Here is a 24662-nt window from a genome sequence, read left to right as displayed (position 1 = left end):
TACCGGTAATGCGCAACGCCCGGGATTGAAATTCGCTACACTTAACCCCATGCTAGATCCCATGCACAAAGCGCCGCTTGAGCGCTTCACTCTCCCTTTTAATCAGGAACGCGCTTATGACCAATCCATTGTTGACTCCTTTCGAGCTGCCGCCGTTTTCCTCCATCAAACCTGAGCACGTTGTCCCGGCCGTAAGCAAAGCGCTGGCCGACTGCCGTGCGGCGGTGGAAAGCGTGGTCGCCCAGGGCGCGCCTTACAGTTGGCAGAGCCTGGTTCAGCCGCTGGCGGAAGTGGACGATCGTCTCGGGCGCCTGTTCTCGCCGGTCAGCCACCTGAACTCGGTACAGAACAGCCCGGAGCTGCGCGAAGCCTATGAAGAAACGCTGCCGCTGCTGTCCGAATACAGCACCTGGGTTGGGCAACACGAAGGGCTGTATAACGCCTACCGTGACCTGCGCGACGGCGAGAACTACGCGAAGCTGAGCCTTGCCGAGAAGAAAGCGGTGGATAACGCCCTGCGCGACTTCGAACTGTCCGGTATTGGCCTGCCGAAGGATAAACAGCAGCGCTACGGCGAGATTTCTGCCCGCCTGTCCGAGCTGGGTTCTACCTACAGCAACAACGTGCTCGACGCCACCATGGGCTGGAGCAAGCTGATTACCGACGAAGCCGAGCTTGCGGGGATGCCGGAAAGCGCGCTTGCCGCCGCCCGCGCCCAGGCCGAAGCCAAAGAGCAGGACGGCTGGCTGCTGACGCTGGACATCCCAAGTTACCTGCCGGTGCTGACCTACTGCGATAACCGCGCGCTGCGCGAAGAGATGTACCGCGCTTATTCCACTCGTGCGTCTGACCAGGGGCCGAATGCCGGGAAGTGGGACAACACCCCGGTGATGGAAGAGATTCTGGCTCTGCGCCACGAACTGGCTCAGCTGCTGGGCTTTGGCAACTACGCTGAAAAATCCCTCGCCACCAAAATGGCGGAAAACCCGCAGCAGGTGCTGGAGTTCCTGTCTGACCTGGCAAAACGCGCCCGCCCGCAGGGTGAAGCCGAGCTGGCTCAGCTTCGTGCCTACGCTAAAGAGCATTACGGCGTTGAAGAGCTGGAGCCGTGGGACATCACCTGGTACAGCGAAAAACAGAAACAGCATCTTTACAGCATCAGCGATGAACAGCTGCGCCCGTACTTCCCGGAAGAGCGGGCGGTTAACGGCCTGTTCGAAGTGGTAAAACGCATCTACGGCATTACCGCCAAAGAGCGCAAAGATATCGACGTCTGGCACCCGGACGTACGCTTCTTCGAGCTGTATGACGAGCAGGGCGAACTGCGCGGTAGCTTCTATCTCGACCTGTACGCTCGCGAGCACAAACGCGGCGGGGCGTGGATGGATGACTGCGTAGGCCAGATGCGTCGCGCCGACGGTTCGCTGCAAAAGCCGGTCGCCTACCTGACCTGCAACTTCAACCGTCCGGTCAACGGCAAACCCGCGCTGTTTACCCACGACGAAGTGATCACCCTGTTCCATGAGTTCGGCCACGGTTTGCACCACATGCTGACCAAAGTCGAAACCGCAGGCGTGTCCGGCATCAACGGCGTGCCGTGGGATGCGGTCGAGCTGCCGAGCCAGTTTATGGAAAACTGGTGCTGGGAGCCGGAGGCGCTGGCGTTTATCTCCGGCCATTACGAAACCGGTGAATCCCTGCCTGTAGAACTGCTGGAGAAAATGCTGGCAGCCAAAAACTACCAGGCCGCGCTGTTTATTCTGCGCCAGCTGGAGTTCGGCCTGTTCGACTTCCGACTGCATGCCGAATTTAACCCGGAGCAGGGCGCAAAAGTGCTGCAAACGCTGGCCGAAATTAAGAAACAGGTTGCCGTGGTGCCGGGGCCGAGCTGGGGCCGCTTCCCGCACGCCTTCAGCCACATCTTTGCCGGTGGATACGCTGCGGGCTATTACAGCTACCTGTGGGCGGACGTGCTGGCGGCGGATGCATACTCTCGTTTTGAAGAGGAAGGTATTTTCAACCGTCAGACCGGGCAGTCGTTCCTCGACAACATTCTGACCCGCGGCGGCTCAGAAGAGCCAATGGAGTTGTTCAAGCGCTTCCGTGGCCGTGAGCCTCAGCTGGATGCGATGCTGGATCACTACGGCATTCAGGGCTAATTCACCTCGTGAAAATTTGTTTACTGACTGAAGCAGGCGCCGACTCCGGCGCCTTATCTGTTTTGAGCGAGCGCTGGCAGCTCGAGCATGATGAAAACGCCCTGATGGCGCTGGTGTTGACGCCAGAGCATCTTGAACTGCGCAAACGCGATGAGCCAAAGCTGGGCGGCATTTTCGTTGATTTTGTTTCCGGGGCAATGGCGCACCGCCGCAAGTTTGGCGGCGGGCGTGGCGAAGCGGTGGCAAAAGCCGTGGGCGTTAAAGGCAGCTATTTGCCGGATGTGGTTGATGCCACCGCCGGGCTGGGGCGAGATGCCTTCGTGCTGGCCTCGGTCGGCTGCCGCGTGCGCATGCTGGAGCGCAATCCGGTTGTTGCCGCGTTGCTGGACGACGGCCTGCGCCGTGGTTACCAGGATGCGGAGATCGGCGGCTGGTTACAGGAGCGGCTCCAGCTAATTCACGCATCCAGCCTGACGGCGTTAAGCGATATTACGCCGCGTCCGGACGTGGTTTACCTCGACCCGATGTTCCCACATAAGCAGAAAAGCGCGCTGGTGAAGAAAGAGATGCGCGTGTTTCAGTCGCTGGTGGGGCCTGACGAAGATGCGGACGGGCTGCTGGAGCCTGCGAGAATGCTGGCGAAGAAAAGGGTAGTGGTAAAGCGCCCGGATTACGCCCCGCCGCTGGCCGATGTCGCGACGCAGAATGCGGTGGTCACTAAAGGACACCGGTTTGATATTTATGCCGGGACGCCGGAGTAATCGGGCCGTTGGCTTGGCCCTCTCCCGTTGGGAGAGAGCCAATGCTGTTACTCGTCTTCTTCATCCCGCAGCGGAACAATCAGCATATCCACATGCACGGTATTAATCAGCTGGCGAGCGGAGGACATCAGCTTGCTCCAGAAGTCCTGATGATGGCCGCATACCACCAAATCCATATCGTATTTTTTAATCGCATCTACCAGCACCTGGCCGAGGTCGCCGCTGCCGCTCAGGGTTTCAGTGATTGGGTAGCCCGCGCCGGTAGACAGCTCGGTTAGCGCGTGATGGGTTTCTTCGGAAATACGTTTCTGCATATCGCCCAGATTGACATCAATCAGCCCGGTATACAGATCGGAGTAATTTACATCGACATGAATCAGGGAAACCTTCGCGTTATATGGGCGCGCCATAGATACCGCTTTTTCCACCAGCACTTTGCTCTCCGGAGAGAGGTCTACCGCGATCAGAATGTGTTTGTAAGCCATAATGTTACTCCTTCCATAAGTTATCGATGACTCTCGCCGTCATCTTCTGAACCGCAGCGGCATGAGCTACGGTCACCCTACCTAAAGACTTAAATTGTAGATGGTATTTCTACCTTATAGTGAGCTATTCAGCCCGTCAATGCGCTACCCCGCAATTACATTCAAGCGAAAAATCATTATGGTGACTTTGATAAAGGTTAACGCGGTGGTAAAAAAATTAAGGGATCTCCTACACTATTAAATGAGCCGGGCGGGAAGAAAGCTGTGACCTGCGTCGGTTATTGCACGCTGGATTGTCTGACAGGGGTTTTCGGGGAGAGCGGTTGTCCCGGAGCAAGAGCTTCGAGGGCTTCGCCGGGAGGGGTACATGATCAGCACCGTCGCGCTGTTCTGGGCGCTTTGTGTAGTTTGTGTAGTAAATATGGCGCGTTATTACTCTTCGCTGCGTGCGTTATTGGTGGTGCTGCGCGGATGTGACCCACTGCTGTATCAATACGTCGACGGCGGCGGTTTTTTTACATCTCACGGCCAACCCAGTAAACAGGTTCGCCTGGTTCGTTATATTTACGGCCAGCGCTATCTGGACCATCACGATGAGGAGTTTATTCGCCGCTGCGAGCGCCTTCGTCGCCAGTTTATTCTGACGAGTTCGTTGTGCGGGCTGGTGGTGATTAGCCTCGTTGGGCTGATTATCTGGCACTAGGTTTTATCAGGGCAGGGTTATGAACAAGCATAAAAAAAGCGGGCCAGTTTCCTGACCCGCTTTTCTTTTGGCTGCCGCTTACACGAAGCGCAGCGCAATCCAGTACAGCCCGCCGGAAAGCAGAATCGAAGCCGGTAAGGTGAATATCCAGGCCATCAGGATATTGGTTACCGTCTTACGCTGCAGGCCGCCCCCGTCCACAATCATCGTCCCCGCTACGGAGGAAGAGAGAACGTGGGTGGTGGAAACCGGCATCCCGGTGTAGCTCGCCAGACCGATAGAAACGGCAGCCGTCATCTGCGCGGACATCCCTTGCGCATAGGTCATGCCTTTTTTACCGATTTTCTCGCCGATAGTGGTCGCAACGCGGCGCCAGCCGATCATCGTACCCAGGCCGAGGGCCAGAGCCACCGCGAGGATAATCCAGATAGGCGCGTACTCGATGGTGCTAAGCATATCGCCTTTCAGCTTTTTCAGCAGGCGCTGGTCGTCGGCGCTCACTTCCGGCAGCTTCGCCACTTTATCGGTGGTGTCGGAGATGCACAGCATGATGCGACGCAGCTGGCTACGTTGCTCGATGGTGAGCTTGTCGTAGCTTTCGATATCGGTCAGCATCAGCTTCGCACGGTCAAGCGCGTTAATCGCGTTCGCCGGGTGGCAGTGGAACTGAGCCGGTTCAGTTGAGCCTGCTTCCGGGGAAGGGATCAGCTGTTCCGAGCCGGTGGCTTTCTTCAGCAGCTCAGGACGTTGCTGGAAGAAAGTCTCAACGTTGTTCACCGCATCACGGGTACGGGTGATTTCGTAGCCGGAAGCGTTCATGTTAACCACGAAGCCCGCCGGCGCAACGCCAATCAGCACCAGCATTATCAGACCAATGCCTTTCTGGCCGTCGTTAGCGCCGTGCGAGAAGCTCACGCCGATAGCGGACAGGATCAGGGCAATACGCGTCCAGAAAGGCGGCTTTTTCTTGCCATCTTGCTTTTCACGTTCGGCCGGAGTCAGGTGGATACGCTGTTTTTTCTTGGTGTTGCTCCAGTAACGGCGCAGCAGGAAAATCAACCCACCGGCAATCACCAGCCCGACAATCGGGGAAAGAATTAACGAAGCGAAGATACCGACAACTTTCGGGATATTCAGCGCGTCGACTACCGAGGTACCGGTCATCAGCGCGTTGGTCAAACCGATACCGATAATGGCACCGATAAGCGTATGGGAGCTGGAGGCCGGCAGACCGAAATACCAGGTGCCGAGGTTCCAGATAATAGCGGCCAGTAACATAGAGAACACCATGGCGAGACCATGGGCCGACCCTACGTTTAACAGCAGATCCGTGGGTAGCATATGCACAATGGCATAGGCTACGCTCAGCCCACCGAGCAGAACGCCAAAGAAGTTAAATACCGCAGCCATTGCCACCGCAAGTTGCGATCGCATAGCGCGGGTATAAATCACCGTTGCTACTGCGTTGGCCGTATCGTGGAAACCATTAATGGCTTCGTAGAACAGCACAAATGCCAGAGCAAGCAAAAGTAAAAGCCCGGTATGAAGATCCAGGCCGGCAAACAAATGTAGCATAGACGTTACGCCATTTTGAGGACATGAACGCGGCGCATTATGTAAGACAACCTCAGCCGCGGCAAAGTGAAATCTGGACTTTTTTTGATATTAGTCGCCTTCGGGTCAGTTGGTGGAATGATTTACATTTTGTTTTTCAATCACCTGCAATTGTTAATGACGTTAAAGCTGGTGCGACCAGCCGCGTATCTTTACAATCCGTTGCCTTAAGCATAGTCGGGAGTCGGTCGTGGAAAAGTTTGATGCCATTATTATAGGTGCGGGTGCAGCGGGAATGTTTTGTGCGGCGATGGCCGGGCAGGCTGGCAGCCGCGTGTTGCTTATCGATAATGGCAAAAAGCCGGGCCGCAAAATCCTGATGTCCGGCGGCGGACGCTGCAACTTTACCAACCTTTATGTGGAGCCTGCGGCCTATCTCAGCCAGAACCCGCATTTCTGCAAGTCTGCGCTGGCGCGTTATACCCAGTGGGACTTTATCGACATGGTGGGCAAGCACGGCATCGCCTGGCACGAGAAAACCCTCGGCCAGCTGTTCTGCGACGACTCCGCGCAGCAAATTGTCGACATGCTGGTGGCCGAGTGCGAGAAGGGAAAGGTGACGATGCGCCTGCGCAGCGAAGTGCTGAGTATAGAGCGCGGCGAGCAGGGTTATACCCTGGAGCTTAACGGCGACAGCGTATGGGCACCAAAATTGGTTATCGCCTCCGGCGGCCTGTCTATGCCGGGCCTGGGCGCGACGCCATTCGGCTATAAAGTGGCCGAGCAGTTTGGCCTGAAGGTGCTGCCAACCCGCGCCGGGCTGGTGCCGTTTACCCTGCATAAACCTCTGCTGGAGCAGCTTCAGGTGCTGTCCGGCGTCTCCGTGCCTTCGGTGATTACCGCCGAAAACGGGGTCAGCTTCCGCGAAAGCCTGCTTTTTACCCACCGCGGGCTGTCCGGCCCGGCGGTTTTACAGCTTTCCAGCTACTGGCAGCCGGGCGAATTTGTCAGCGTGAATCTGCTGCCGGACACCGATCTGGACGGTTTTATCAACGAGCAGCGTAGCGCCCACCCGAACCAGAGCCTGAAAAATACCCTCTCCATGCTGCTGCCTAAGCGCCTGGTGGAATGCCTGCAACAGCTCCAGCAGATACCGGACGTCACGCTCAAACAGCTCAACGTTCGCCAGCAAAGCGAGCTGGTTGAAACTCTGCAATCCTGGCGCGTGCAGCCCAACGGCACCGAAGGTTACCGCACGGCGGAAGTGACGCTTGGCGGCGTGGACACCAATGAACTTTCTTCGCGCACCATGGAAGCCAAAAAAGCGCCGGGCCTGTACTTCATCGGCGAAGTAATGGACGTCAGCGGCTGGCTGGGTGGCTATAACTTTCAGTGGGCGTGGAGTTCGGCCTGGGCCTGCGCTCAGGCATTGGCCGGTGAATGATTGTTAACTCACTCAGTCATCTCTTTCGGTAATACGCGTCAGGTGAATCACCAGATACAGCAGTTCGTCGTTGGACATCTCCATTTCCAGCAGATTTTTAACATAATCGCGGATGAGCAGCGCGCACCGGTAAATATGCGGATACTCTTTAATGACCTGCCCGAAGATAAAATCATCCTTTGAGATGACCTGCTGTTTTTCCACCATGCGCTGAATGAAGAACTGCATATGAAGCAGAAAACGGGCGTAATTGAGTGATTCAGTGTCGATAGTGATGCGAAAGTGATACTGGATGATATTGAAAATATCCTTCAGCATTTTCACCGCCAGCAGCGTGTGCTCCATGTTTTGCACATCCGTCTGGCCGTTGACCAGATGAAAGGCGATATTGCCCGCTTCTTCTTCAGGAAGCTGGATATTCAGCCGCTGATTGATGAACGCCAGCGCCTGCGTTGCTACCGCGAATTCGCGGGGATAAAAGCGCTTCACCTCGAAAAGCAGTCGGTTCTGGATAGTTATCCCGTTGTGATAACGCTCGATGGCAAAACTGATGTGATCGACCAGAGTGAAAAATATCTGCTCGTTGACCCGGCCTTTCAGCCCGGCATTTGCCAGGCTGAGGATCGTCTGCACAATCTCAATATGCGCTTCCGGCGTATCTTCAATCAGCCGCAGATATTCACGGCCTTTCTGATTATTTTGTACCGCATATATTTTCTCAATGCAGGCCGGGTCGAGAACGTCACCGACTTTGCTGCTAAAGCCAATACCTTTGCCCATGGCGATAACTTCGTGCTTATCGCCATCCGTTGTGAGCACCAGGCTATTGTTGAGGACCTTAATGACCTTCATTTTCTCAGCCAACCCTTTGCCTTAGCCGCGTAGCTCGCCGTTTGACGCAATTAAGCGCTGATACCAGGCGAAGCTGTTCTTTTTGATACGCCGCAGATCCATGAGGTCTTTTTCACCCCGGTTAACGTAGATAAACCCGTAGCGCTTTGCATAGCCTTGATGTGTGCTGACTACATCAATAGCCGCCCATGGGCAGTACCCGAGCAGTTCGACGCCGTCGTTAATAGCCAATTGCATCTGCTCAACGTGCTGGTGCATAAATTCAATGCGATAGTTGTCATTAATTGTACCATCCGGCAGCAAAGTATCTGCCGCACCGATTCCATTCTCGGTTATCAGGATTGGCAGATGGTAGCGCTCGCAGGTTTTACGCAAAGTCAGGCGTAGCCCGACCGGATCGATGACCCAGCCGTATTGGGTTTTATCCACAAAGGGGTTTTCCGCCGCCCGATATACCCCCGGCTCACCCAGCATAATTTGCTGATCGCCCGCCCGTGCGCTGAGGTCTGAACCATCGCCCCGGCTGGCGGCGATGGTTGCCGTTGAGTAATAGTTAATCGCCACATAGTCCGGTTTGCCCTCTAATAACAGGGCGGCATCTTCAGGTGCCATGACCGGGGCCAGGCCCCGATCCTCAAGATAGCGCCAGGCCAGCGCGTTATAGCGGCCGTGAACGGCTACATCCAGGAAGCTCCAGCAGCGCAACGTCTCCCAGTTATGGGCGGCGATGGCATCGAGCGGATGGCAGGTCTCCTGATACATCGACGTGGTGTTAATCGCCGGACCAATTTTCCCGCCAGCGCAAAGCTGGTGGCATAACGCCATCACCCGAGCCTGCGCCACCATCATGTGGTGATTTTGCTGATACAGCACCTGCTTTGACGGCAACTCTCCGCCCTTCGGCATCCCAATTGCACCGGGATGCAAAATCATCGTATTTTGCTCATTGATGGTCAGCCAGTATTTGATTTTGCTGCCAAAGGCCGTAAACAACACGGCGGCATACTCCACAAAAGCATCAATTGTTGCCCTGTTCGACCAGCCCCCCTGCTGTTCAAGAATATATGGCAGATCAAAATGATAGAGAGTCACTATCGGCTCAATACCGTGATGAAGCAGCTCGTCGATCAACTGCTGGTAAAACGCCAGCCCGGCCTGATTTACCTCGCCGGTTCCGTCCGGCAGAATGCGCGTCCAGGCTACGGAGAACCGGTAGGCTTTCAGCCCCAGCTCGGCAAACAGGGCGATATCCTCGCGAAAGCGATGATAATGATCGCTGGCGACCGTGAAATCAGCGGCTTCTTCAGGATGCGTCAGCATATCCACGACCGACGGACTTTTACAGTCCTCGTTCCACGCTCCTTCGACCTGATAGGCCGACGTTGATGCGCCCCACAGGAAATCTTTTGGAAACCCTTCAAGCGTCTGGAAAATCATGCTTTATCCTTTGCTGTATCCAGCGTCATTATCTGCTCGCCAAAATGAACATTACCCGGTTCGCGGCATTCCAGTTGCGGATATTCGTCACTGTTTACCACCAGTACCGGCGTGATGATTTCGTAACCCAGCGCGACGATGGCGGCAATATCAAAACGCACCAGCTCATCACCCGCCCGCACCCGATCCCCAACCTGAAGCTCAGAGGTAAAATGCTCGCCGCCCAGATTGACGGTATCAATCCCGATGTGCATCAGGATCTCCACGCCATTGTCACCGCGGATACCTACGGCGTGCCGGGAAGGCAGGAATGTCACCACTTCCCCATCAACCGGCGCACGCAGCAGGCCCTCATGCGGAATGATCGCGACACCTTTGCCCAGCAGGCCTTGTGAAAACACGTCGTCACTCACTTGATCCAACGTGACTAACTCACCGGCCAGCGGGCTGATTATCTGCGGTTGCGTAGCGGGAGCTGGCGCGGCATCTTGCCCTTCTGGCGTCTCTTCAACCGGGTCTTCGAAGCCCAGAATCCAGGTAAGCGCAAATGTGACCACCATCGCGATGGCGCAGGTGATCAGCGCGTGGACGATATTCATCGGGTTTTCACCGATAAACGCCGGGAGCGCCGCCAGCCCAGGCGAGACAAACGCGTAACGCACCAGCCCGCTAAGCCCGGCATAAATACCGGCACAGCCGCCGCCGATCATCGCCGCAATCAGCGGCTTACGCAGTTTCAGCGTGACGCCATACAGCGAAGGCTCGGTTATTCCCAGCAGCGCTGTGAAACCGGCGGAAGAGGCCAGCTGGCGCAGGTTTTTGTTCTTCGTGCGGAACGCAACGCACAGCGTCGCGGCCCCCTGCGCAATGTTCGAGGCCAGCATGCCGGGGCCATTAATCATCTCAAAACCATTTTTACCGAGCTGCCCGGTTGCTATCGGCGTCATCGCCCAGGCCGTACCGGTTATCACCAGGAACGGCTGTAATCCGCCCATTAACATTGGAATCAGCCAGCTCGCTTTGCCGTCTATTATCGCCGCCCCGCTGGCTACCACGTCATTCAGGAAGATGCCGAAAGGCCCAACCACAACCAGCGCCAGAGGGGCCGTTACCAGCAGGATAATCATTGGCTTAGTGAAGAATTTAATCATCGTCGGCGACACTTTCTCAGCGAAGCGTTCGACGTATGACATTAGCCAGACGGTGAAGATAATCGGCAATACGGAGCCAGCGTAATCGGCCAGACGAACCGGAATACCGATGAAATCAATCGCCGTCCCGGCCGCCATCATCTGAGCCAGATTAGGGTGCAACAGGGCCCCCGCGATGGTCATCGCCAGAATCGGGTTACATTCAAATTTGATAGATGCGCCGTAGGCCAGCAGCACCGGCAGGAAGAAAAATGCCGCATCAGAAATGGTATCCAGCAGGTGATAAGTCGGGCTGTCAGCCGCCATCACGCCGGTCAGTTTTAGAATAGCCAGCAGCGCTTTGATCATGCCCGCGCCTGTAATGGCCGGTATAACCGGCGTAAAGGTGGTTGAGATAACGCTGATAATTTGCGAAATCATCCCGCCTTTGGCCTTCTGTTTTTGCTGCCCACCCGTTTGCGCGCCGGATTGCCCAATCTCTTTTTGCATCGCACGGAACGCTTGCTGAACGTTATTCCCGACCACAATCTGGAATTGGCCCCCACGATCTACAACGCTTATCACGCCCGGCAACGCTTCGATGGCTTTTGCGTTCACTTTCGCGTCGTCATTAAACTCCATCCGCAAGCGCGTGGCGCAATGCGTGAGTTTGCTGACGTTCTGCTTACCTCCCGCCAGCGCTAAAATTTCAATACCAAGCTGTTTGTAATCCATCAGTTTTCCCCGGAAAAAAAACAAAAAAAAGACCAAAATGAAAATGCACCTCGCCCGCAGGAGAAGTGCATTCTTATTTTGGTCTTGCCTGCCTGAGCAGTGACACGCCTCAATAAAAATGCGTTGGTAGCCAGTCTTAACTTGCTACGCCGGAAAGTATCGCCATAGCCACACTGAATCAGCAATAGCGAAAATTATTATTTGTTATCTGCGTCACGAACGCTATTAAAAATAGAGACCATAGCTTGCCTGGCAGGTCACCGGCCCATTTGCGCCGAGGCTGCGCTCTTAGCCGGAGTGCCGGGTTATGATATGTTATGCCGTATTGCATCTATTTGAGGGCTAAACGTGACAGATTATGACGTATTGCCTGAACAGCGCCAGGCGATGATCCATCAGATCCTCACCGAGACGGGCAGGGTTATCGGCGCCGATGTGGCGCGAAAACTGGGCGTGTCTGAGCATACTATTCGCCGGGATTTACAGGAGCTTGCACGGCGCGGGCTGTGCAAAAAGGTCTACGGTGGGGCAATAAGCCAGTTCCAGCAGTCCGCCAGTTTTGAAACTCGTGTCGCGCAGGATGTAGTTGAGAAGTCGCAGGTTGCTCGCGCGTGTGCCCGGAGGATAAAGGCCAACACCTGCGTTTTCCTGGATGCTGGCTCAACGTATCTGGCGATGGTGGAGTTTATCCCCGAAGAGCTGGATCTCACTATCGTGACCAATTCCCCGCAGATTGCGGCCGCACTCAGCGGGCGCACCAGGGGGGAGCTTATTTTGCTGGGCGGGAAAGTTAACCCCCTGACCGGCAGCACGCTCGGTTCCGACACGGTGAATCAAATTCGCGGCATGGTTTTCGACCAGACGTTTATCGGCGTATGCGGGCTGGATCCGCAGGCTGGCCTGAGCGCGGTTTATTACGAAGATGCCTGTTTTAAACGAGAAGTACTCGGCCAGAGCAACGAGGTTATCGCGGCGGTAACCGCTAATAAGATGTCGCAGGTGGCGCGCTACAAGGTCGCGCCCTGCGAAGACATTGATGTTGCGGTAGTTAGCTCAGAGACCAAAATCGCTGATTTCAGCGGCGTAAACATGCTCATTGAAGTGGCAGGCTAATCAACAAGGCGGCGCTGATGCCGCCTTTTTTATCGTTATTAAACATGGGAATAGTGAATAGTCTCAAGCAAATGCTTGTCGGCAGCACCGTAAGAGAAGAATGACAAGATTCAATGAAGCAACATGGCACCCGTGCCGTTTTTGATAAAGTCATTTGATTATCCTTTCTGACAGACACGAAAAATAATAACTTATCGCAACCACAGGAATATTCTTAAGGTGTTGTGACTTGTTTTATCTTAAGTATTTAAAAAAATATTTTTTGTTAATAAATAGCTCCTGTGGTTGTTTATGAGTTATCATTTTTTCGTTTTCATTACCTTTTTTATACTTTTATTTGAGGCGTAAACCGGAAAGAATAACAATAATGTAGAAGGTCTTTTTTTGTTAAATATACTATTTTGATATGAATCAAGCATAAGATGTAAATGTAAAAGAAAAATAGCTCTCTTAAATTTCAGGCGTAATCTTTAAGCACTTTATGGGTGTTCTGACTGTTAGTGATTAAAGGCATAATATGATGAAGGTTAAATCAATAATTCCGCTTGTTTTTGTTTCTTTTTGTGGCATAGCCTATGCCGGGCAGGGAGAGGATGTTGCCAGTAAGCTAAATGCTCGCAACGATAATGTGGTTGAGAAATGTGGTGAGAATAATAATCCTGCCTATGAGTGCTCGGGCGTCGTTCTCCACGGGGCTGGTAACACAGACTCTCGTTTCCCGTGGGCACCGCCAACAGATAACAGCATGTCTTACTCTTATATCAGGGCCGATGTTTTTAATAGAATATATTCCAGCTATGATTACGGCATCATTCTTTTGCCGCAGGCTGAAGTGCCTGCTGATAAATACAAGCCAAAATATTCATGTTCATTCCCGATTAACGGTACGACAAATGACAGGGAAGACGATGGTTGTGGAGAATATGCTAATGATCCCAGCTCAGCAAGCTGCCAGTCACAAGGGCTTACTAATACAAAAGAATGGTTGGATGCGTATTCTAAAAATGCTGGGTTAGCATTTTGTGGATGGGATTTAAGAAATGGCAATTCGGACGTGGCGTTCAATTCAATGATCGATGTGAGCACTATTCTTATCAATAAAGGCTTTACCTCAAATAATGAAATTGTGCTTCCCTCCTGGGGAGATGAACCCGTAAAAAATCTACCGATAGAGGCTATTTTCTCTTCTAAGCAATCAGGTGCAAGTAAATTAAATATTAGGCGTAATCTTCTGAAGGCTCAGGAAGCTCAGCTGGAGTATTATGCGTTAGTGAAAAAATGGATTCCAATTATTGATATGGAGGAAACCAAGTTTGAAACTAATAAATATAAATACCACTTTAGCTATCAGGAAAGTGAACAAGCTGTTCCCCCTGAAGGTTTTAAATAATCATCGATAGTTGAATTTGTAATATAGTTAACCCTTTCGGGAGGATCCTGAAAGGGTTTCTTGTGTATCATTTATTTCTTCAGCTTTGCAGCGCCAGCATGCGCCTGATGGTGTGCTGAACCGCGCTTTCATCGTTGCTGCCGGTAATAAACTTTGCCGCCGACTTCGTTTCTTCAAAAGCATTTCGCATCGCAAAGCTGTATTCCGCCTGTGCCAGCAGCTCAAGGTCGTTATAGCCGTCTCCGAACGCCATCGTTTCGTGCGGGCCAACGTTAAGCAACTGCTGAAGTTTTTGCACCGTCGTTCCTTTATGCACGCCAAAGTCGGCAATGTCTATCCACGCGGCCTCGGACACCACGATATAAACCTGCTGCTCAAAAGGCGCCAGGTGCTGCCGGGTCTGAGGGCAGTTTCCTGCTTCATCAAAGACGCTAATCTTCACAAAATCACAGTCCAGGTCGGCCAGCGAGTCCACCTGAATAAGGCTGGCGTAAGACTTACGAATTTTATCTTTAAGCGGCTGGGGAACATCTTTGCGGATAATAGCGCCTTCGTTGCTACAGGCGATAATGACGTGGCTGGCGCTCACCTCTTCCAGCGTTTTAATAATGCGTAAGCCCAGTTCATTGCGGATTAGCGATTCAAAAACATATTCGCCGTTATATTTAATACGAGTGGCGCTGTCGCCAATAATCCACAGGTTATTGCCGTAGTCGGCAAAGAGTTCTTCAACGCGCTGGCACTGTTTGCCGGTACAGGCAGCAAAATGAACGCCTTTTTCGGCCATTAAGCCGTGAATTTCAGCAAATAGCGCTCTGTCGTAATCGCCGTGGCTATTAAGGAAGGTTCCGTCGAGATCCGTGATTATCAGCTTTAGCATTTATTCACCCATCGGTAAGTGTAATCGGAAGGTTTATATTTTTAGTTTTGAGACGAACGGCAGGTTTCGATATTTGTTTTGCCACGGCATACCGTAGCCAATAAGCAGGTCGTCATTGTCCATAATCCAGGCATAGAACTGCTCGACGGGGATCTCCACACGCCCAGGTTTGACGAATAAAGTGGCCACTGACAAAGACTTAGGTGAATACTGATGCGTTAAATGTTCAACCAGTCTTTTCATCGTGCCGCCGGACTCGATGGCGTCATCGACTAAAATAACGTCCTTGCCGTTAATGCCGATATTATCGTGGTAAACAATGGTTGAACTGTTATTTCTGTCACCGGGCGTATGCGGGCATGAAATGTAGTCCATTGAAATATCGAAGGTTAACTGCCTGACCAGGTCAGCGGTGAATAAGATCCCGCCGGGAACAACCGTTATCACTACCGCCTCGTGATAACGGCTATTAAGCTGCCTGGCGACCTTGGTTACGCCATCGGCAATGGTCGATTCATTCATCACTGTCTGCCCTACATGGTTATGACTCACCGCTGTATCCTCGTTAATGTATGTTTGCTCGTTGTTGCTCGATTAACATAAATTTTAATGCTCACTTGTGCAACGTTAACGCGAGTGAAGGCGGTTTTTTTGTGATCCGTGTCGATCACCAGGAGGGGGAAAACTCAATGCTGCACAATCGAGCATTGAGCGGAGGATCTTACTGGCGAAGATCGAAGCGGATCGGAAGCGTCAGGGTGACCCGATCTTTGCCGGGGGCAACTTCCTCGCCCGGCGGGGGGAGCGGGGCGGATCGAGAGGGTAACGCCAGGGCTTCACGGTCAAGGGCGGGCACGCCGCTGCTCTTTTCCACCGCAACACTCACCACCTGCCCCTGGCGGTTCAGCGTCAGAGTCAGGTAAACCACGCCTTCAGCCTGCTGGCGCAATGCCTGGGCCGGGTAACGTTTGTAGTGGTCCAGGCGCTGGCGTAGCAGGCTTACCCAGTTAACTTCCCCGAGGCTGGGGGCGCTCACCGCGCTGCTTCCTGCGGCTCCGGCGTTCTGCTGCGGCTGACTCGCAGGCGCGGTGGTGACCGGTGCGGGCGGCGTGGGCGCTGGCGGCAGTATTTTCTCCGGCGGTTTGGCTACCTGAGGCCTGGGTTTGCTTTTATGCCGTACCTTTTTCGCCGCTATTATCTCCGGGTTGGGCGCTACGACGCTTTTGCTTACCGGCTCCTCTTCGGGCTGCGGCTCTTCTTCCTGCGCGCTGGACTGCCGCTGCTTTATCGTATCCGGCTGTTCTTCGGGTGTTGCCGTTGAAGCAGGCTGGGTATTAGGGAGCAGCATCAGCGCTACCGGAGGATAGGCCGTGGCGGGCTGCATCTGAGTTGAACGGTAGCCGAGCCAAAAGAGAAGCCCGGCGTGCAGCAGCAGAGCCAACAGCAGCCCGCTTCCCCAGCGGGAAGAGCGGCCGCCGTCCGGCCAGTCGTGGAGAGTGCGTTTTATCGGCAGGGAAAAAGGCATGACAAAAATACTCCGCAGGCCAGACTCTGGCCGCTTATCGTCGATTCAGTACGGATAAAAAGGAGGACACGGCAGATCTGAAAAAGGGCAGAGGAAAATCAATAACGGCATAATCAGCATGGATTATTAATATATTAAGTATTATTCACTGGTGAGAAAGGCTTACCCAGTAGCGCGACAGAGTATTTACCCTGACAGGCAGTACGGCAGGCAGCGCCGCAAGGATTTGGTCAGTATCCGCCAGTGGAAAGACCCCGGAGAGCCGTAGCCCTGCGATATCCTCGTCGCAGCGCAGAATGCCTGAGCGATAGCGATTCACCTCCCGTAAAAATTCACCCAGCGGCATATTATCGGCCAGCAATTTACCGTGAACCCAGCCCGGCTCTCGCTCGCCTTTGCGAATTCCGCCAGATTGGTCTCTGGCCAGCCAGGCACCCTGGCCCGCGAGGAGCCGAGGGCCTGCCTGCATATTATCTTTCGGGTACAGCCGTACCGCGCCCTCGTAGACGGCCACCCTGGTTTGCTCTTTTTCCAGCTTCACGCGGAAATGCGTGCCGAGGGCCAGTACTTTGCCGTGGGGCGTGGTCACGCTAAAAGGACGAGGGGAAGCAGCCAGCTTCTCCTGCTTGCCGGTGGTGATTAGCAGGTCGCCTCTGAGTAACTCTATCTGGCGTTCTTGCCCGGTGTAATGCACGTTTAGCGCGGTTTGCGTGTCGAGCAACAGCTGGCTGCCTTCGCTAAGTTCGACTCGACGCTGCTCGCCCGTTGCCGTGTGGTAATCGGCGGTCAACATTTCCCAACTTTGCTGCTGCCGTCCCCACTCGAGGGAACCGCCAACCAACAGCAGGGCAGCAAGCCCCTTCAGCAGCGTGCGCCTGCTGCCTGCGTTCAGCGCGGAAAGGCTTTGCTGTGCCAGTTTGCCGTCCACTTGCTTAAACCCGGCGCAAACCGACTCAATATGCCGCCAGGCTCGTTCATTATCTGCACTTTGCGTCAGCCAGTGCTGCCAGTTGAGCCTGTCCTGCTCGCTGGCATCGTCAGACATCAGCTGCGTAAGCCAGTACGCGGCGGCGTGGGCGCTGTCCAGATTCAGCTCCTGCCCCTGGCTATCGACAAGCGGGCGCGGTTTCATGAGCTGAGGGCAAAAAAGCAGTGCAGGTTAGCGCGCTGCAAATACTGTTTTACCGAGCTGCTGGAAACGCTCAGGCGTTCGGCGATGTCGCAATAGCGCATGCCCTGCAAATGCGCGAGCAGAAAAGCCTCCCGGACGTGCGGCGGCAGCCCGTCGAGGGCGCTATCAATTTTTTCCAGCGTCTCGAGGATGAGCAGGCTGGTTTCCGGGTCGGGGTGCTCTTGTTCGGGCTGCGTTGCCAGGGCTTCGAGCCACGCTTCTTCCAGCTTTTTTCGCCGGTAATGGTTGGCAACCAGGCGTCGTGCCACGGTCGCCAGGAAGGGGCGAGGCTGGCGAATGGCTTCCAGGTCAGGGCTGACCAGGATATTGATAAAGGTGTCCTGGGTGAGATCCTGCGCGTGCTCCGGGCAGCCGACTTTATTGCGTAGCCAGTGATACAGCCAGCGCTGATGGTCGCAATAGAGCTGCTGCGCTACCTGTTGGGCACTCTGCATTTATTCCACTCACCATTGATCTTTATCAGGGCGTGATAGTTGTTGAAATGATAATCATTATTATTTGCGTTTTCGTCTTTTTGTGTCAATAGATGACGAAGTATTAATGCAATTTTGCGGGCGGGAAACGATGGAAGACCGGCAGCGCCGCGATGAGCGCTGCCGGTGAAGGGTCAGAATTTCTGTGAAATGCTGAGTTTAAAGTTGCGGCCAATTCCGGAGACGGACTCGCCCAGGTACGGGTAGTAGTCGGTATTGAACAGGTTATCGACGGCGATACGGGCCTCCATCCCTTTAACCTGCTCCGGCTGCCAGGTGGCAAACAGCCCCTGTAACGCATAGCCGCTGGTCTTAGGCAGCGCCCAGACTCCGGCTAACGGGTCGCCGTCCTGCGGGGAGCGGTCCTGCTTGCGAACCAGGTCCGTTGTCCAGCCAAAGGCCATATTCCACTCCGGCACTTTTACGCCCACAAGGGTGTGCGCGGTGGTCGGCGGGATTTCTGCCAGCCAGGTTTTTTCACCCCATGGATCGCGCGGAGAAGCATCACGCTGGCCGCGAATGGTGGAGAAAGAGAAGCTGCCGAACAGGCGTTTGCTGTCGTAAAACGATTCGATTTCCAGCCCCTGAATAGTGTAGCCCGGCAGGTTGCGGTAGTTTGACAGCGGCGTGCCGCAGTTTGCGTTTCCTTTAACAGACTGCGCCTGGCACAGGACCCCACGGCGGTAGAAGATTTCATCTTTGCCGCGGTTGCGGAACACCGTGGTGCGGATTTGCACGCTGTCATCGTCAGCCAGCACGTTGTCGAAGTTAAGGATCATCCCGGTTCGGATGCTGTTTATCTTCTCAACGCTCAGGTCGCGGCTGGTGCTGGGCACGTTAGACTGTGCATATTGCACGGTGTACTGCTCGTCAATCGTCGGCGCGCGCCAGGTGCGGGTGATATCGGCAAACAGCGACACATTCGGCGTCGCTTTCCAGACTACGCCAAGCGCTGGCGTAAAGCCGTGATAGCTTTTGGTGCTGTAGTCGTGACCATATTTAGGATTGCTGTTGTTATACATCGGGGCAATGTTCGGCTGCCCGGTGTTGCTCACGCTATCGTAGCGCACGCCCGGCGTAACGGTGACGCTACCGAGCGTCATGCTGTCCTGAAGGTAAAGGCCGCGCGTTTGCTGCTCCCCGGCGGGCATATAGTAGGGCTGGAAATAGCCGTAGTTATAGGCCGGATTCTTCTTGTAGCTCGGGTAGTACATTAACGTGTCGCGCTTATTTTTATGCCAGCTTGCGCCCACTTCCAGCAGGTGCTCCACCGGCCCGGTGCTGAAGCGGCTTTTATTGCTTATCTCCACCAGGTTGTCTTTATAGTCCACCCAACTTTCATTCCCCAGCGTACCCAGATAGCTGGCCGTAGAGGCGCTGTTCGGGCGGGTGTCGTGCTGTTTGGTATTGGAGTAAGCGTAGTTGAGCGTGAGGTCTATCCACGGATTATCCGCCGGAGCCAGGTTCCATTTGACCGAGTAGTTTTCATCGGTTTGATTGCGGTAAACCAGCTTGCGGCGCCACGCTTCATTGAGCCCGTATTTGTCGATATCCGCCTGGCTGGGGGCCGCGATATCATCGCGTTTTGCCGCGAACGGCTGCCAGCCGTCGGACTCTGAGCGCATAGCCGATAGGGTCAGGGTCTGCGAGTCGGTCAGGTAGAGGTTGGTTTTTGCAAGCCAGGTGCCCTGGCGATTGGCGGAGTAGTCAAAATGCGTGCCGTCCGGCCGGGTAATATTGCCGCCGTCGCGTTTGTTGACGTACAGCAGGCCATCGGCAAAGCCTTCGGGCGTTCTGCCATACAGCGCGCCGCTGTATATGTTCTGATTATCATTGGTGTGGTAGCTGTATTTCATCATGCCGCCAAAATCTTCACCGGGCAGCAGCAGGTCGGCCGCGTCTTTGGTGACTATTTTGATGCTGCCGCCAAAGCCGCCGTTGCCGTTAGCCAGGTTGAACGGGCCTTTATCGACATCTATCTGTTTAATCAGCTCGGGTTCGATAAAGACCGAGCCCTGGCGGTATTTCTCAAAGCCTTTCGGCGCGCCGTCCAGCGTGACTTTGATGTCCTCCATCCCGCCCATGCCCCAGATGTTCAGGCTCTGGCCGCCGGGGCGTGGGGAACCGGCGGAAGAAACGCCGGGGAGCTTATCCAGCAGTTCGGCCACGTTGTCGGCCTGAATACGCTCGATGTTTTCTTTCTTCAGCGTTGAGCGCCCGGCAACCACGCTGTCCTGCTGGCCGCTGACTACGGAGAGCTCCGGGATGATAATCGGCGCGGCATGTGTCTGCGCCACGCTAACGTTTATCAGCCGGTAGCCATTCCCCTCGCGCACGGCCCGCAGCCCGCTTCCCGCCAGCAGGCGGTCAAACGCATTTTCGACCGAATAGCTGCCTTGCAGACCCTGGCTGGTTTTATTGTTGGTTTGCTCAGGAGTGAAAACGAGCATTACGTTGGCGTCGTTTGCCAGAGTCTGGAGCGCGCCGCTAAGCGGCCCGGCAGGCACGGCGAAGGTGATGGTTGCCGCTCCGGATGGCTGCTGCGCCGCCCAGGATGCCGCGGGCAGGCTGGTGGTCAAGATAAGCAGGCCGGAGAGGGCCGCTCCCAAAGCAAGGTAGGGGCGACGAAGCCGGAACTTCTGCGCCGCAGGCGGTGTGGCCCCGGAAATGGCCGTAGCCTTTCCGTTATATTTTGTGGTCATGATGTATCCCTGAAGGTGAATAACGATAAGCACTGCATCAGAGAGGTCACGCGAGACGGGAAATCAGGCAGAAAAAAGTTGTTATCCGATGAGATTAATTCTTATCTTCACGCCAGCTGTCGTTTCTGGGGTGATGCTGGCGGGAGTGAACCGCCGGGGAGGCGGTTCACTATGGGCTAGTCGATATTCAGTTCCGCGAAACTGGTGATGATTTTGCCGACGATGCCGTAATCAATGGCCTCTTTCGGCGACATCCAGTAGTTGCGGTCGGTGTCCTGCTTGACCTTCTCCAGCGGCTGGCCGGTGGCATCGGAGATCATTTTGTTCACCCGCTCGTGCATGCGAATAATCTCTTTGGCCTCAATCTCAATATCCGTCGCCTGGCCGCGCACGCCGCCCAGCGGCTGGTGGATCATAAAGCGGGTGTTTGGCAGCGAATAGCGGTGCTTTTTGTCCGCCGCGAGGAAGATGGTGATCCCGGCGCTGGCAACCCAGCCGGTGCCGATGATATGCACCTCAGGCTTGATGAACTTAATCACGTCGTGAATGGTGTCCGCCGCCTCAACGTGGCCGCCCTGGCTATTCAGGTAAAGTTTAATCGGCTTGTCGTTAATGCTTTGCAGCAGCAACAGCTGGGAAACTACTTCTTTAGTGATGGCCTGGGTTATCTCGCCCGAGATAATAATCGAACGTGAATCCAGCATCTTTTGCTGCATTAACCCTGACACATTGGACGGGGCGGTTTTCTCTTCAGAATCATCATTTTCTAAAAATGTTAGCATAATCAGGCTCCTGCCGGTTTTGTGGCGTAATCAGGGATGCACTGAAGCATAGCACCTCATTCAGCCGCTGCACGGCGCGGACTATCTCTTCGTCGCTGTAGCCTCCCAGCCCAAGCAGGATGCCGGATTTACGGTTTTCAGGGGTGAACATATGCGACACCGCACGTACCGCAACCCCGGCCTGCATTGCCCGGTCAACAACCAGATGGTCGTCCAGCCCGTCGCGCAGCCACAGCACCATGTGCATGCCTTGATCGCAAGGCTGCAACCACGCTACCTCCGGCGCGATATATTCGTTGACCGCGGCCATCAGCACGCGGCGCTTTTCGGCGTAAACGCTGCGCATTTTTCGCAGGTGGCGGTCGAGGTGGCCTTCCGAGATAAAGCTCGCCAGCACGTATTGATCGGCTCCCGGCGGCTGCCTGTCCATCAGGATACGTGCTCCGCAAAAGGCCGGAACCAGCTGCTTCGGCACCACCGCGTAGCCCAGGCGCAGGGACGGGAACAGAATTTTGCTGAAGGTGCCGAGGTAGATAACGTTATCCGGCCCCAGCCCCTGTAGCGCCGGGAAAGGGTGGCCCGCATAGCGCATCTCGCTGTCGTAATCATCCTCGATTATCCAGGCCTGATTAGCCTGCGCCCACTCCAGCAGCGCGGCCCGGCGCGACATACTGAGCGGCATGCCCAGAGGGTACTGATGCGAAGGAGTTACAAAGGCGGCTTTGGCGTGGGGAGCCAGCTTTATTCCTGATTCAACGTCCATGCCCTCTTCATCGACCGCAATCCTGACCATTTTGCGGTCGCGGAACATGGTTTCAAACAGCGAAGTCGCGCCCGGATAACCCGGCTCCTCCATCCAGACCGTGTCACCGGCGTCCAGCAGGATTTGCAGCGTGAGGTACAGGCCGTGCTGGTTCCCGGAGGTAATAATCACCTGATCAGCACTACAGCGTACCGAGCGGGACTTGCGAACGTACTCGCATATTGCTTCCCGCAGCACCAGCGCGCCTTGCGGGTCGCCATAGCCTGAAGGTGCGCCGGGGCCGCGAGCGCGCAGCCGGTTGCCGAGCCTGCGCCATATGTCGTCCGGGGCGGTATCGCCGGTTGGCACCGAAACGGCAAAAGGTTCAGGAGCGAGCGTTTTCATCTGGTCGCCAACTTTGGCAAAAGCCCGTGCCTGAGCGGACAGCGGGATTTTTGCCCCGGCTGTCTCCTTGAGGGCGGGGTAAGGGCCTTCCGGGGCATAGGCAACGCGGGTGCCGGAGCCGTGTTTTGACTCTAAAAAGCCTTCGGCAACCAGCTGTTCGAAGGCCTCCAGCACGGTGCCGCGTGCAAGACTTAACGCGCCCGCCAGCACGCGGGTGGAGGGGAGCTGGTCCCCGCTTTTCAGCTCGCCTTTATGAATGGCGTTTTTTAGCGCCTTCGCAAGCTGGAGGCTAAGCTGTCCGGCCTGGCGGTCAAGTTCGCCAATGGCGGGGATTTCGGTGGCTCTGGCTTTGCGTGACATGGAATGTGGCCCGGCATTATTAGCTGAATCTGGTTCTTCATCATAAACCACTTTAGCCATAAGCTGGGGTAAATCACCGCGGGTTCAGGAGTTAAAATGTATCTTCCTCGTCATTTCCAGGAGCAGGAGTGCCCGGCGCTTTACGATCTCATTCGGGCTAATCCGCTGGGGCTGCTGGCGGCTCAGGTTGAAGGATCGCTGGAGGCCTTTGATATTCCCTTTGAACTTTGCCTGGACCCGGACGGCGGAACAACGCTGCGCGCCCATATCGCCCGGGCCAACCCGCTATGGCGCAACCTCCAGCCAGAGCAAGAAGTGCTGGTGGTGTTTCGCGGGGCACAGGGCTACATCTCGCCGGGCTGGTACCCGGGCAAGCAGGAGCACCATAAAGAGGTGCCGACATGGAATTATCAGGTGGTGCAGGCGCGCGGCAGGATAACCGTGCGGGATGACGCTGATTTTGTGTTGCAGCAAATAGCCAGCCTGACGCGCCAGCAGGAATCGCAGATGGAAATCCCCTGGCAGATTAGCGACGCGCCGCCGGAGTTTATTGAGGCGATGGTTAAGGCCGTGGTCGGGCTGGAGATTGCCGTGAGCGAGCTAACCGGCAAGACCAAGCTCGGCCAGAATAAGAAACTGGCTGACCAGGCCGGAGCGGCGCAAGGGCTGATGGCAAAAGGCGAGCTGGCCATAGGCGAGGCCATGTTGGCCAGCATCGCAAAAAGGCGTTCGGAATAGGCCTCTGTTACCCCGGCAGCCGGCTTTTTGGCCTGCCGGGGCCGAGCAGAATGGCGAGCTTCTTGCCGCCCTGGGTAGACTCCATCAGGATTTTACACACGCTGGTGAGCGGCACCGAAAGCAGCATTCCCACCGGGCCGAGCAGCCAGCCCCAGAACAGCAACGAGAGAAACACGATAAAGGTGGACATGCCCAGCCCGCGCCCCATCATGCGCGGCTCGAGAATGTTGCCCAGCACCATGTGTACCACCAGGAACAGCGCGCCCACCATCAGCATTTCATAAGTGCCGTTAAGCAAGAAGGCCTGAATCATCGGCGGAATAGCGGATATCACCGAGCCGATATTGGGAATGTAGTTGAGCAGAAAACCCAGCACGCCCCACATTAGCGCGAACTGCACGCCCATCAGCTTCAGCCCCAGCCAGACGATTATCCCGGTCAGCAGGCTGATAAAGGTTTTCAGCGCCAGGTAATGGGTCACGCCCTTCAGCGCGCGGTGCATTCCGGCGATATGGATCTTCGGGTTAGCCAGCGCAAAGCGCAGCTTATAAGGTACGTGGCGCACCTCAAACAGCATAAAAATCACCGTCATTGCCAGCAGCAGAATGCTGGCCATCGCCCCGGAAAGCCCGGCCATTAATGCGGTGGCGAAGGTCATCAGCTTGTCGGAGTCCAGCTTTTGCAGCAGGCGCTCCGGCGACAGCGGCAGGTGGAGGAACGGCATAGCGTGCTCGACTTCTCGTACCTTCTGGGTCAGCAGCTTATTGAACTGCGGCAACTGTTCCATAAAGTCATTCATCGAGGTTGCCAGCACGCCAACCAGCAGCGTGAGCGCAATGATCATCACCAGCACCACGATGGAAATGGCCAGCGGGCGGCTAAAACCCCGGCGCATAAACCAGGTGACCAGCGGGTTGAGAACGATGGCAAAAAACAGCGCCAGCAGCAGCTGGACGATGATGTCGGCGGCGGCGTGAATACCGGCGAGAATAATCACCAGAGCGGAGAGTTTGAGCAGAATGTGTAGCCCGGTTTTATCGAGTTGTGGGGCGGTCATTGAGACGTCCAGTCAGGAAAAGATGCTTTTAGTGTAGTGCTTC

The 24662-nt window shown here is 55.2% G+C and carries 21 protein-coding genes; 7 read left to right on the top strand and 14 right to left on the bottom strand.

Going from position 1 to position 24662, the window contains the following annotated elements:
- Positions 1-116: 116 nt before the first annotated feature.
- Both prlC and rsmJ read left to right on the top strand, forming a co-directional pair.
- Entirely contained in the window at positions 117-2159 is a 2043-nt protein-coding gene (prlC, locus tag HMPREF0201_RS20280; protein WP_016538624.1) for an oligopeptidase A, read from the top strand.
- Positions 2160-2167: 8 nt separating this feature from the next.
- Positions 2168-2920, top strand: coding sequence for a 16S rRNA (guanine(1516)-N(2))-methyltransferase RsmJ (rsmJ, locus tag HMPREF0201_RS20275; RefSeq protein WP_016538623.1), 753 nt, complete (start codon positions 2168-2170; stop codon positions 2918-2920).
- Between the two features lie 47 nt (positions 2921-2967).
- On the opposite strand, the gene uspA is transcribed toward rsmJ, so the two are convergent.
- Positions 2968-3405 (bottom strand): universal stress protein UspA, encoded by a 438-nt coding sequence (gene uspA, locus HMPREF0201_RS20270; RefSeq protein WP_008458645.1) that lies wholly within the window; start codon positions 3403-3405, stop codon positions 2968-2970.
- A 367-nt stretch (positions 3406-3772) separates the two neighbouring features.
- On the opposite strand from uspA, the gene uspB reads away from it, so the two are divergent.
- On the top strand, positions 3773-4108 hold the full coding sequence (uspB, locus tag HMPREF0201_RS20265) for a universal stress protein UspB (RefSeq protein ID WP_016538621.1): 336 nt from the start codon (positions 3773-3775) through the stop codon (positions 4106-4108).
- Between the two features lie 78 nt (positions 4109-4186).
- Here uspB and pitA read toward each other — a convergent pair whose 3' ends face one another.
- The gene (gene pitA, locus HMPREF0201_RS20260) at positions 4187-5683 is read right to left on the bottom strand and encodes an inorganic phosphate transporter PitA (protein WP_016538620.1); all 1497 of its coding nucleotides are present in this window, start codon (positions 5681-5683) and stop codon (positions 4187-4189) included.
- Between the two features lie 229 nt (positions 5684-5912).
- Between pitA and HMPREF0201_RS20255 the strand changes: the two genes are divergently transcribed.
- Entirely contained in the window at positions 5913-7106 is a 1194-nt protein-coding gene (locus tag HMPREF0201_RS20255; RefSeq protein ID WP_016538619.1) for a BaiN/RdsA family NAD(P)/FAD-dependent oxidoreductase, read from the top strand.
- A 12-nt stretch (positions 7107-7118) separates the two neighbouring features.
- Here the strand turns inward: HMPREF0201_RS20255 and licT are convergent, their stop codons facing one another.
- Genes licT through HMPREF0201_RS20240 form a run of 3 tightly spaced genes read right to left on the bottom strand, consistent with a single transcriptional unit; the run spans position 7119 to position 11260 of the window.
- On the bottom strand, positions 7119-7958 hold the full coding sequence (licT, locus tag HMPREF0201_RS20250) for a BglG family transcription antiterminator LicT (RefSeq protein WP_016538618.1): 840 nt from the start codon (positions 7956-7958) through the stop codon (positions 7119-7121).
- 21 nt (positions 7959-7979) lie between these two features.
- The gene (locus tag HMPREF0201_RS20245; protein ID WP_016538617.1) at positions 7980-9395 is read right to left on the bottom strand and encodes a glycoside hydrolase family 1 protein; all 1416 of its coding nucleotides are present in this window, start codon (positions 9393-9395) and stop codon (positions 7980-7982) included.
- Positions 9392-11260, bottom strand: a complete 1869-nt coding sequence (locus tag HMPREF0201_RS20240; RefSeq protein ID WP_016538616.1) for a beta-glucoside-specific PTS transporter subunit IIABC — start codon at positions 11258-11260, stop codon at positions 9392-9394. The genes HMPREF0201_RS20245 and HMPREF0201_RS20240 overlap by 4 nt, the downstream gene beginning before the upstream one ends.
- Positions 11261-11608: 348 nt before the next feature.
- Between HMPREF0201_RS20240 and HMPREF0201_RS20235 the strand changes: the two genes are divergently transcribed.
- Together HMPREF0201_RS20235 and HMPREF0201_RS20230 are read left to right on the top strand one after the other, a co-directional pair.
- Positions 11609-12373, top strand: a complete 765-nt coding sequence (locus HMPREF0201_RS20235; protein WP_039898921.1) for a DeoR/GlpR family DNA-binding transcription regulator — start codon at positions 11609-11611, stop codon at positions 12371-12373.
- Between the two features lie 517 nt (positions 12374-12890).
- On the top strand, positions 12891-13763 hold the full coding sequence (locus HMPREF0201_RS20230) for a hypothetical protein (protein WP_016538611.1): 873 nt from the start codon (positions 12891-12893) through the stop codon (positions 13761-13763).
- Between the two features lie 79 nt (positions 13764-13842).
- Here HMPREF0201_RS20230 and HMPREF0201_RS20225 read toward each other — a convergent pair whose 3' ends face one another.
- The 8 genes from HMPREF0201_RS20225 to pdxR all read right to left on the bottom strand — a co-directional run bounded on the left by HMPREF0201_RS20225 (position 13843) and on the right by pdxR (position 22824).
- On the bottom strand, positions 13843-14643 hold the full coding sequence (locus tag HMPREF0201_RS20225) for an HAD family hydrolase (RefSeq protein ID WP_016538610.1): 801 nt from the start codon (positions 14641-14643) through the stop codon (positions 13843-13845).
- Between the two features lie 33 nt (positions 14644-14676).
- Positions 14677-15195: a phosphoribosyltransferase gene (locus HMPREF0201_RS20220; protein WP_244878523.1), complete on the bottom strand. Its 519-nt coding sequence runs from the start codon at positions 15193-15195 to the stop codon at positions 14677-14679.
- A 169-nt stretch (positions 15196-15364) separates the two neighbouring features.
- Complete coding sequence (locus HMPREF0201_RS20215; RefSeq protein WP_016538608.1) at positions 15365-16168, bottom strand: energy transducer TonB family protein; 804 nt, start codon at positions 16166-16168, stop codon at positions 15365-15367.
- Between the two features lie 145 nt (positions 16169-16313).
- Positions 16314-17300, bottom strand: a complete 987-nt coding sequence (locus HMPREF0201_RS20210) for a FecR domain-containing protein (RefSeq protein ID WP_016538607.1) — start codon at positions 17298-17300, stop codon at positions 16314-16316.
- The gene (locus HMPREF0201_RS20205; protein WP_016538606.1) at positions 17297-17794 is read right to left on the bottom strand and encodes a sigma-70 family RNA polymerase sigma factor; all 498 of its coding nucleotides are present in this window, start codon (positions 17792-17794) and stop codon (positions 17297-17299) included. The genes HMPREF0201_RS20210 and HMPREF0201_RS20205 overlap by 4 nt, the downstream gene beginning before the upstream one ends.
- Before the next feature lie 173 nt (positions 17795-17967).
- On the bottom strand, positions 17968-20535 hold the full coding sequence (locus HMPREF0201_RS20200) for a TonB-dependent receptor (protein WP_039898920.1): 2568 nt from the start codon (positions 20533-20535) through the stop codon (positions 17968-17970).
- A 176-nt stretch (positions 20536-20711) separates the two neighbouring features.
- Positions 20712-21317 (bottom strand): ATP-dependent Clp protease proteolytic subunit, encoded by a 606-nt coding sequence (locus HMPREF0201_RS20195; protein ID WP_039898919.1) that lies wholly within the window; start codon positions 21315-21317, stop codon positions 20712-20714.
- Positions 21295-22824: a MocR-like pyridoxine biosynthesis transcription factor PdxR gene (pdxR, locus tag HMPREF0201_RS20190; protein WP_055696407.1), complete on the bottom strand. Its 1530-nt coding sequence runs from the start codon at positions 22822-22824 to the stop codon at positions 21295-21297. The genes HMPREF0201_RS20195 and pdxR overlap by 23 nt, the downstream gene beginning before the upstream one ends.
- A 96-nt stretch (positions 22825-22920) precedes the next feature.
- Here pdxR and HMPREF0201_RS20185 point away from each other — a divergent pair, with 96 nt between their 5' ends.
- Complete coding sequence (locus HMPREF0201_RS20185) at positions 22921-23562, top strand: FMN-binding negative transcriptional regulator (RefSeq protein ID WP_016538602.1); 642 nt, start codon at positions 22921-22923, stop codon at positions 23560-23562.
- A 7-nt stretch (positions 23563-23569) separates the two neighbouring features.
- Here HMPREF0201_RS20185 and HMPREF0201_RS20180 read toward each other — a convergent pair whose 3' ends face one another.
- The gene (locus HMPREF0201_RS20180) at positions 23570-24619 is read right to left on the bottom strand and encodes an AI-2E family transporter (protein ID WP_016538601.1); all 1050 of its coding nucleotides are present in this window, start codon (positions 24617-24619) and stop codon (positions 23570-23572) included.
- Between the last annotated feature and the right edge of the window lie 43 nt (positions 24620-24662).

Source organism: Cedecea davisae DSM 4568, assembly GCF_000412335.2.
In the GTDB taxonomy this organism is placed as follows: Bacteria; Pseudomonadota; Gammaproteobacteria; order Enterobacterales; family Enterobacteriaceae; genus Cedecea; species Cedecea davisae.
Note: the sequence above shows the minus strand (reverse complement) of the source record. Positions and strands in the feature narration are given on the sequence as shown.

Excerpts from the sequence above, each read along its gene's own strand:
- uspA (WP_008458645.1), bottom strand. The coding sequence starts at position 3,405 with ATGGCTTACAAACACATTCTGATCGCGGTAGACCTCTCTCCGGAGAGC.
- HMPREF0201_RS20240 (WP_016538616.1), bottom strand. The coding sequence starts at position 11,260 with ATGGATTACAAACAGCTTGGTATTGAAATTTTAGCGCTGGCGGGAGGT.
- HMPREF0201_RS20230 (WP_016538611.1), top strand. The coding sequence starts at position 12,891 with ATGATGAAGGTTAAATCAATAATTCCGCTTGTTTTTGTTTCTTTTTGT.
- licT (WP_016538618.1), bottom strand. The coding sequence starts at position 7,958 with ATGAAGGTCATTAAGGTCCTCAACAATAGCCTGGTGCTCACAACGGAT.
- HMPREF0201_RS20200 (WP_039898920.1), bottom strand. The coding sequence starts at position 20,535 with ATGACCACAAAATATAACGGAAAGGCTACGGCCATTTCCGGGGCCACA.
- HMPREF0201_RS20215 (WP_016538608.1), bottom strand. The coding sequence starts at position 16,168 with ATGCCTTTTTCCCTGCCGATAAAACGCACTCTCCACGACTGGCCGGAC.
- HMPREF0201_RS20245 (WP_016538617.1), bottom strand. The coding sequence starts at position 9,395 with ATGATTTTCCAGACGCTTGAAGGGTTTCCAAAAGATTTCCTGTGGGGC.
- prlC (WP_016538624.1), top strand. The coding sequence starts at position 117 with ATGACCAATCCATTGTTGACTCCTTTCGAGCTGCCGCCGTTTTCCTCC.
- HMPREF0201_RS20210 (WP_016538607.1), bottom strand. The coding sequence starts at position 17,300 with ATGAAACCGCGCCCGCTTGTCGATAGCCAGGGGCAGGAGCTGAATCTG.
- HMPREF0201_RS20205 (WP_016538606.1), bottom strand. The coding sequence starts at position 17,794 with ATGCAGAGTGCCCAACAGGTAGCGCAGCAGCTCTATTGCGACCATCAG.
- pdxR (WP_055696407.1), bottom strand. The coding sequence starts at position 22,824 with ATGTCACGCAAAGCCAGAGCCACCGAAATCCCCGCCATTGGCGAACTT.
- HMPREF0201_RS20195 (WP_039898919.1), bottom strand. The coding sequence starts at position 21,317 with ATGCTAACATTTTTAGAAAATGATGATTCTGAAGAGAAAACCGCCCCG.
- HMPREF0201_RS20185 (WP_016538602.1), top strand. The coding sequence starts at position 22,921 with ATGTATCTTCCTCGTCATTTCCAGGAGCAGGAGTGCCCGGCGCTTTAC.
- HMPREF0201_RS20225 (WP_016538610.1), bottom strand. The coding sequence starts at position 14,643 with ATGCTAAAGCTGATAATCACGGATCTCGACGGAACCTTCCTTAATAGC.
- pitA (WP_016538620.1), bottom strand. The coding sequence starts at position 5,683 with ATGCTACATTTGTTTGCCGGCCTGGATCTTCATACCGGGCTTTTACTT.
- uspB (WP_016538621.1), top strand. The coding sequence starts at position 3,773 with ATGATCAGCACCGTCGCGCTGTTCTGGGCGCTTTGTGTAGTTTGTGTA.
- HMPREF0201_RS20180 (WP_016538601.1), bottom strand. The coding sequence starts at position 24,619 with ATGACCGCCCCACAACTCGATAAAACCGGGCTACACATTCTGCTCAAA.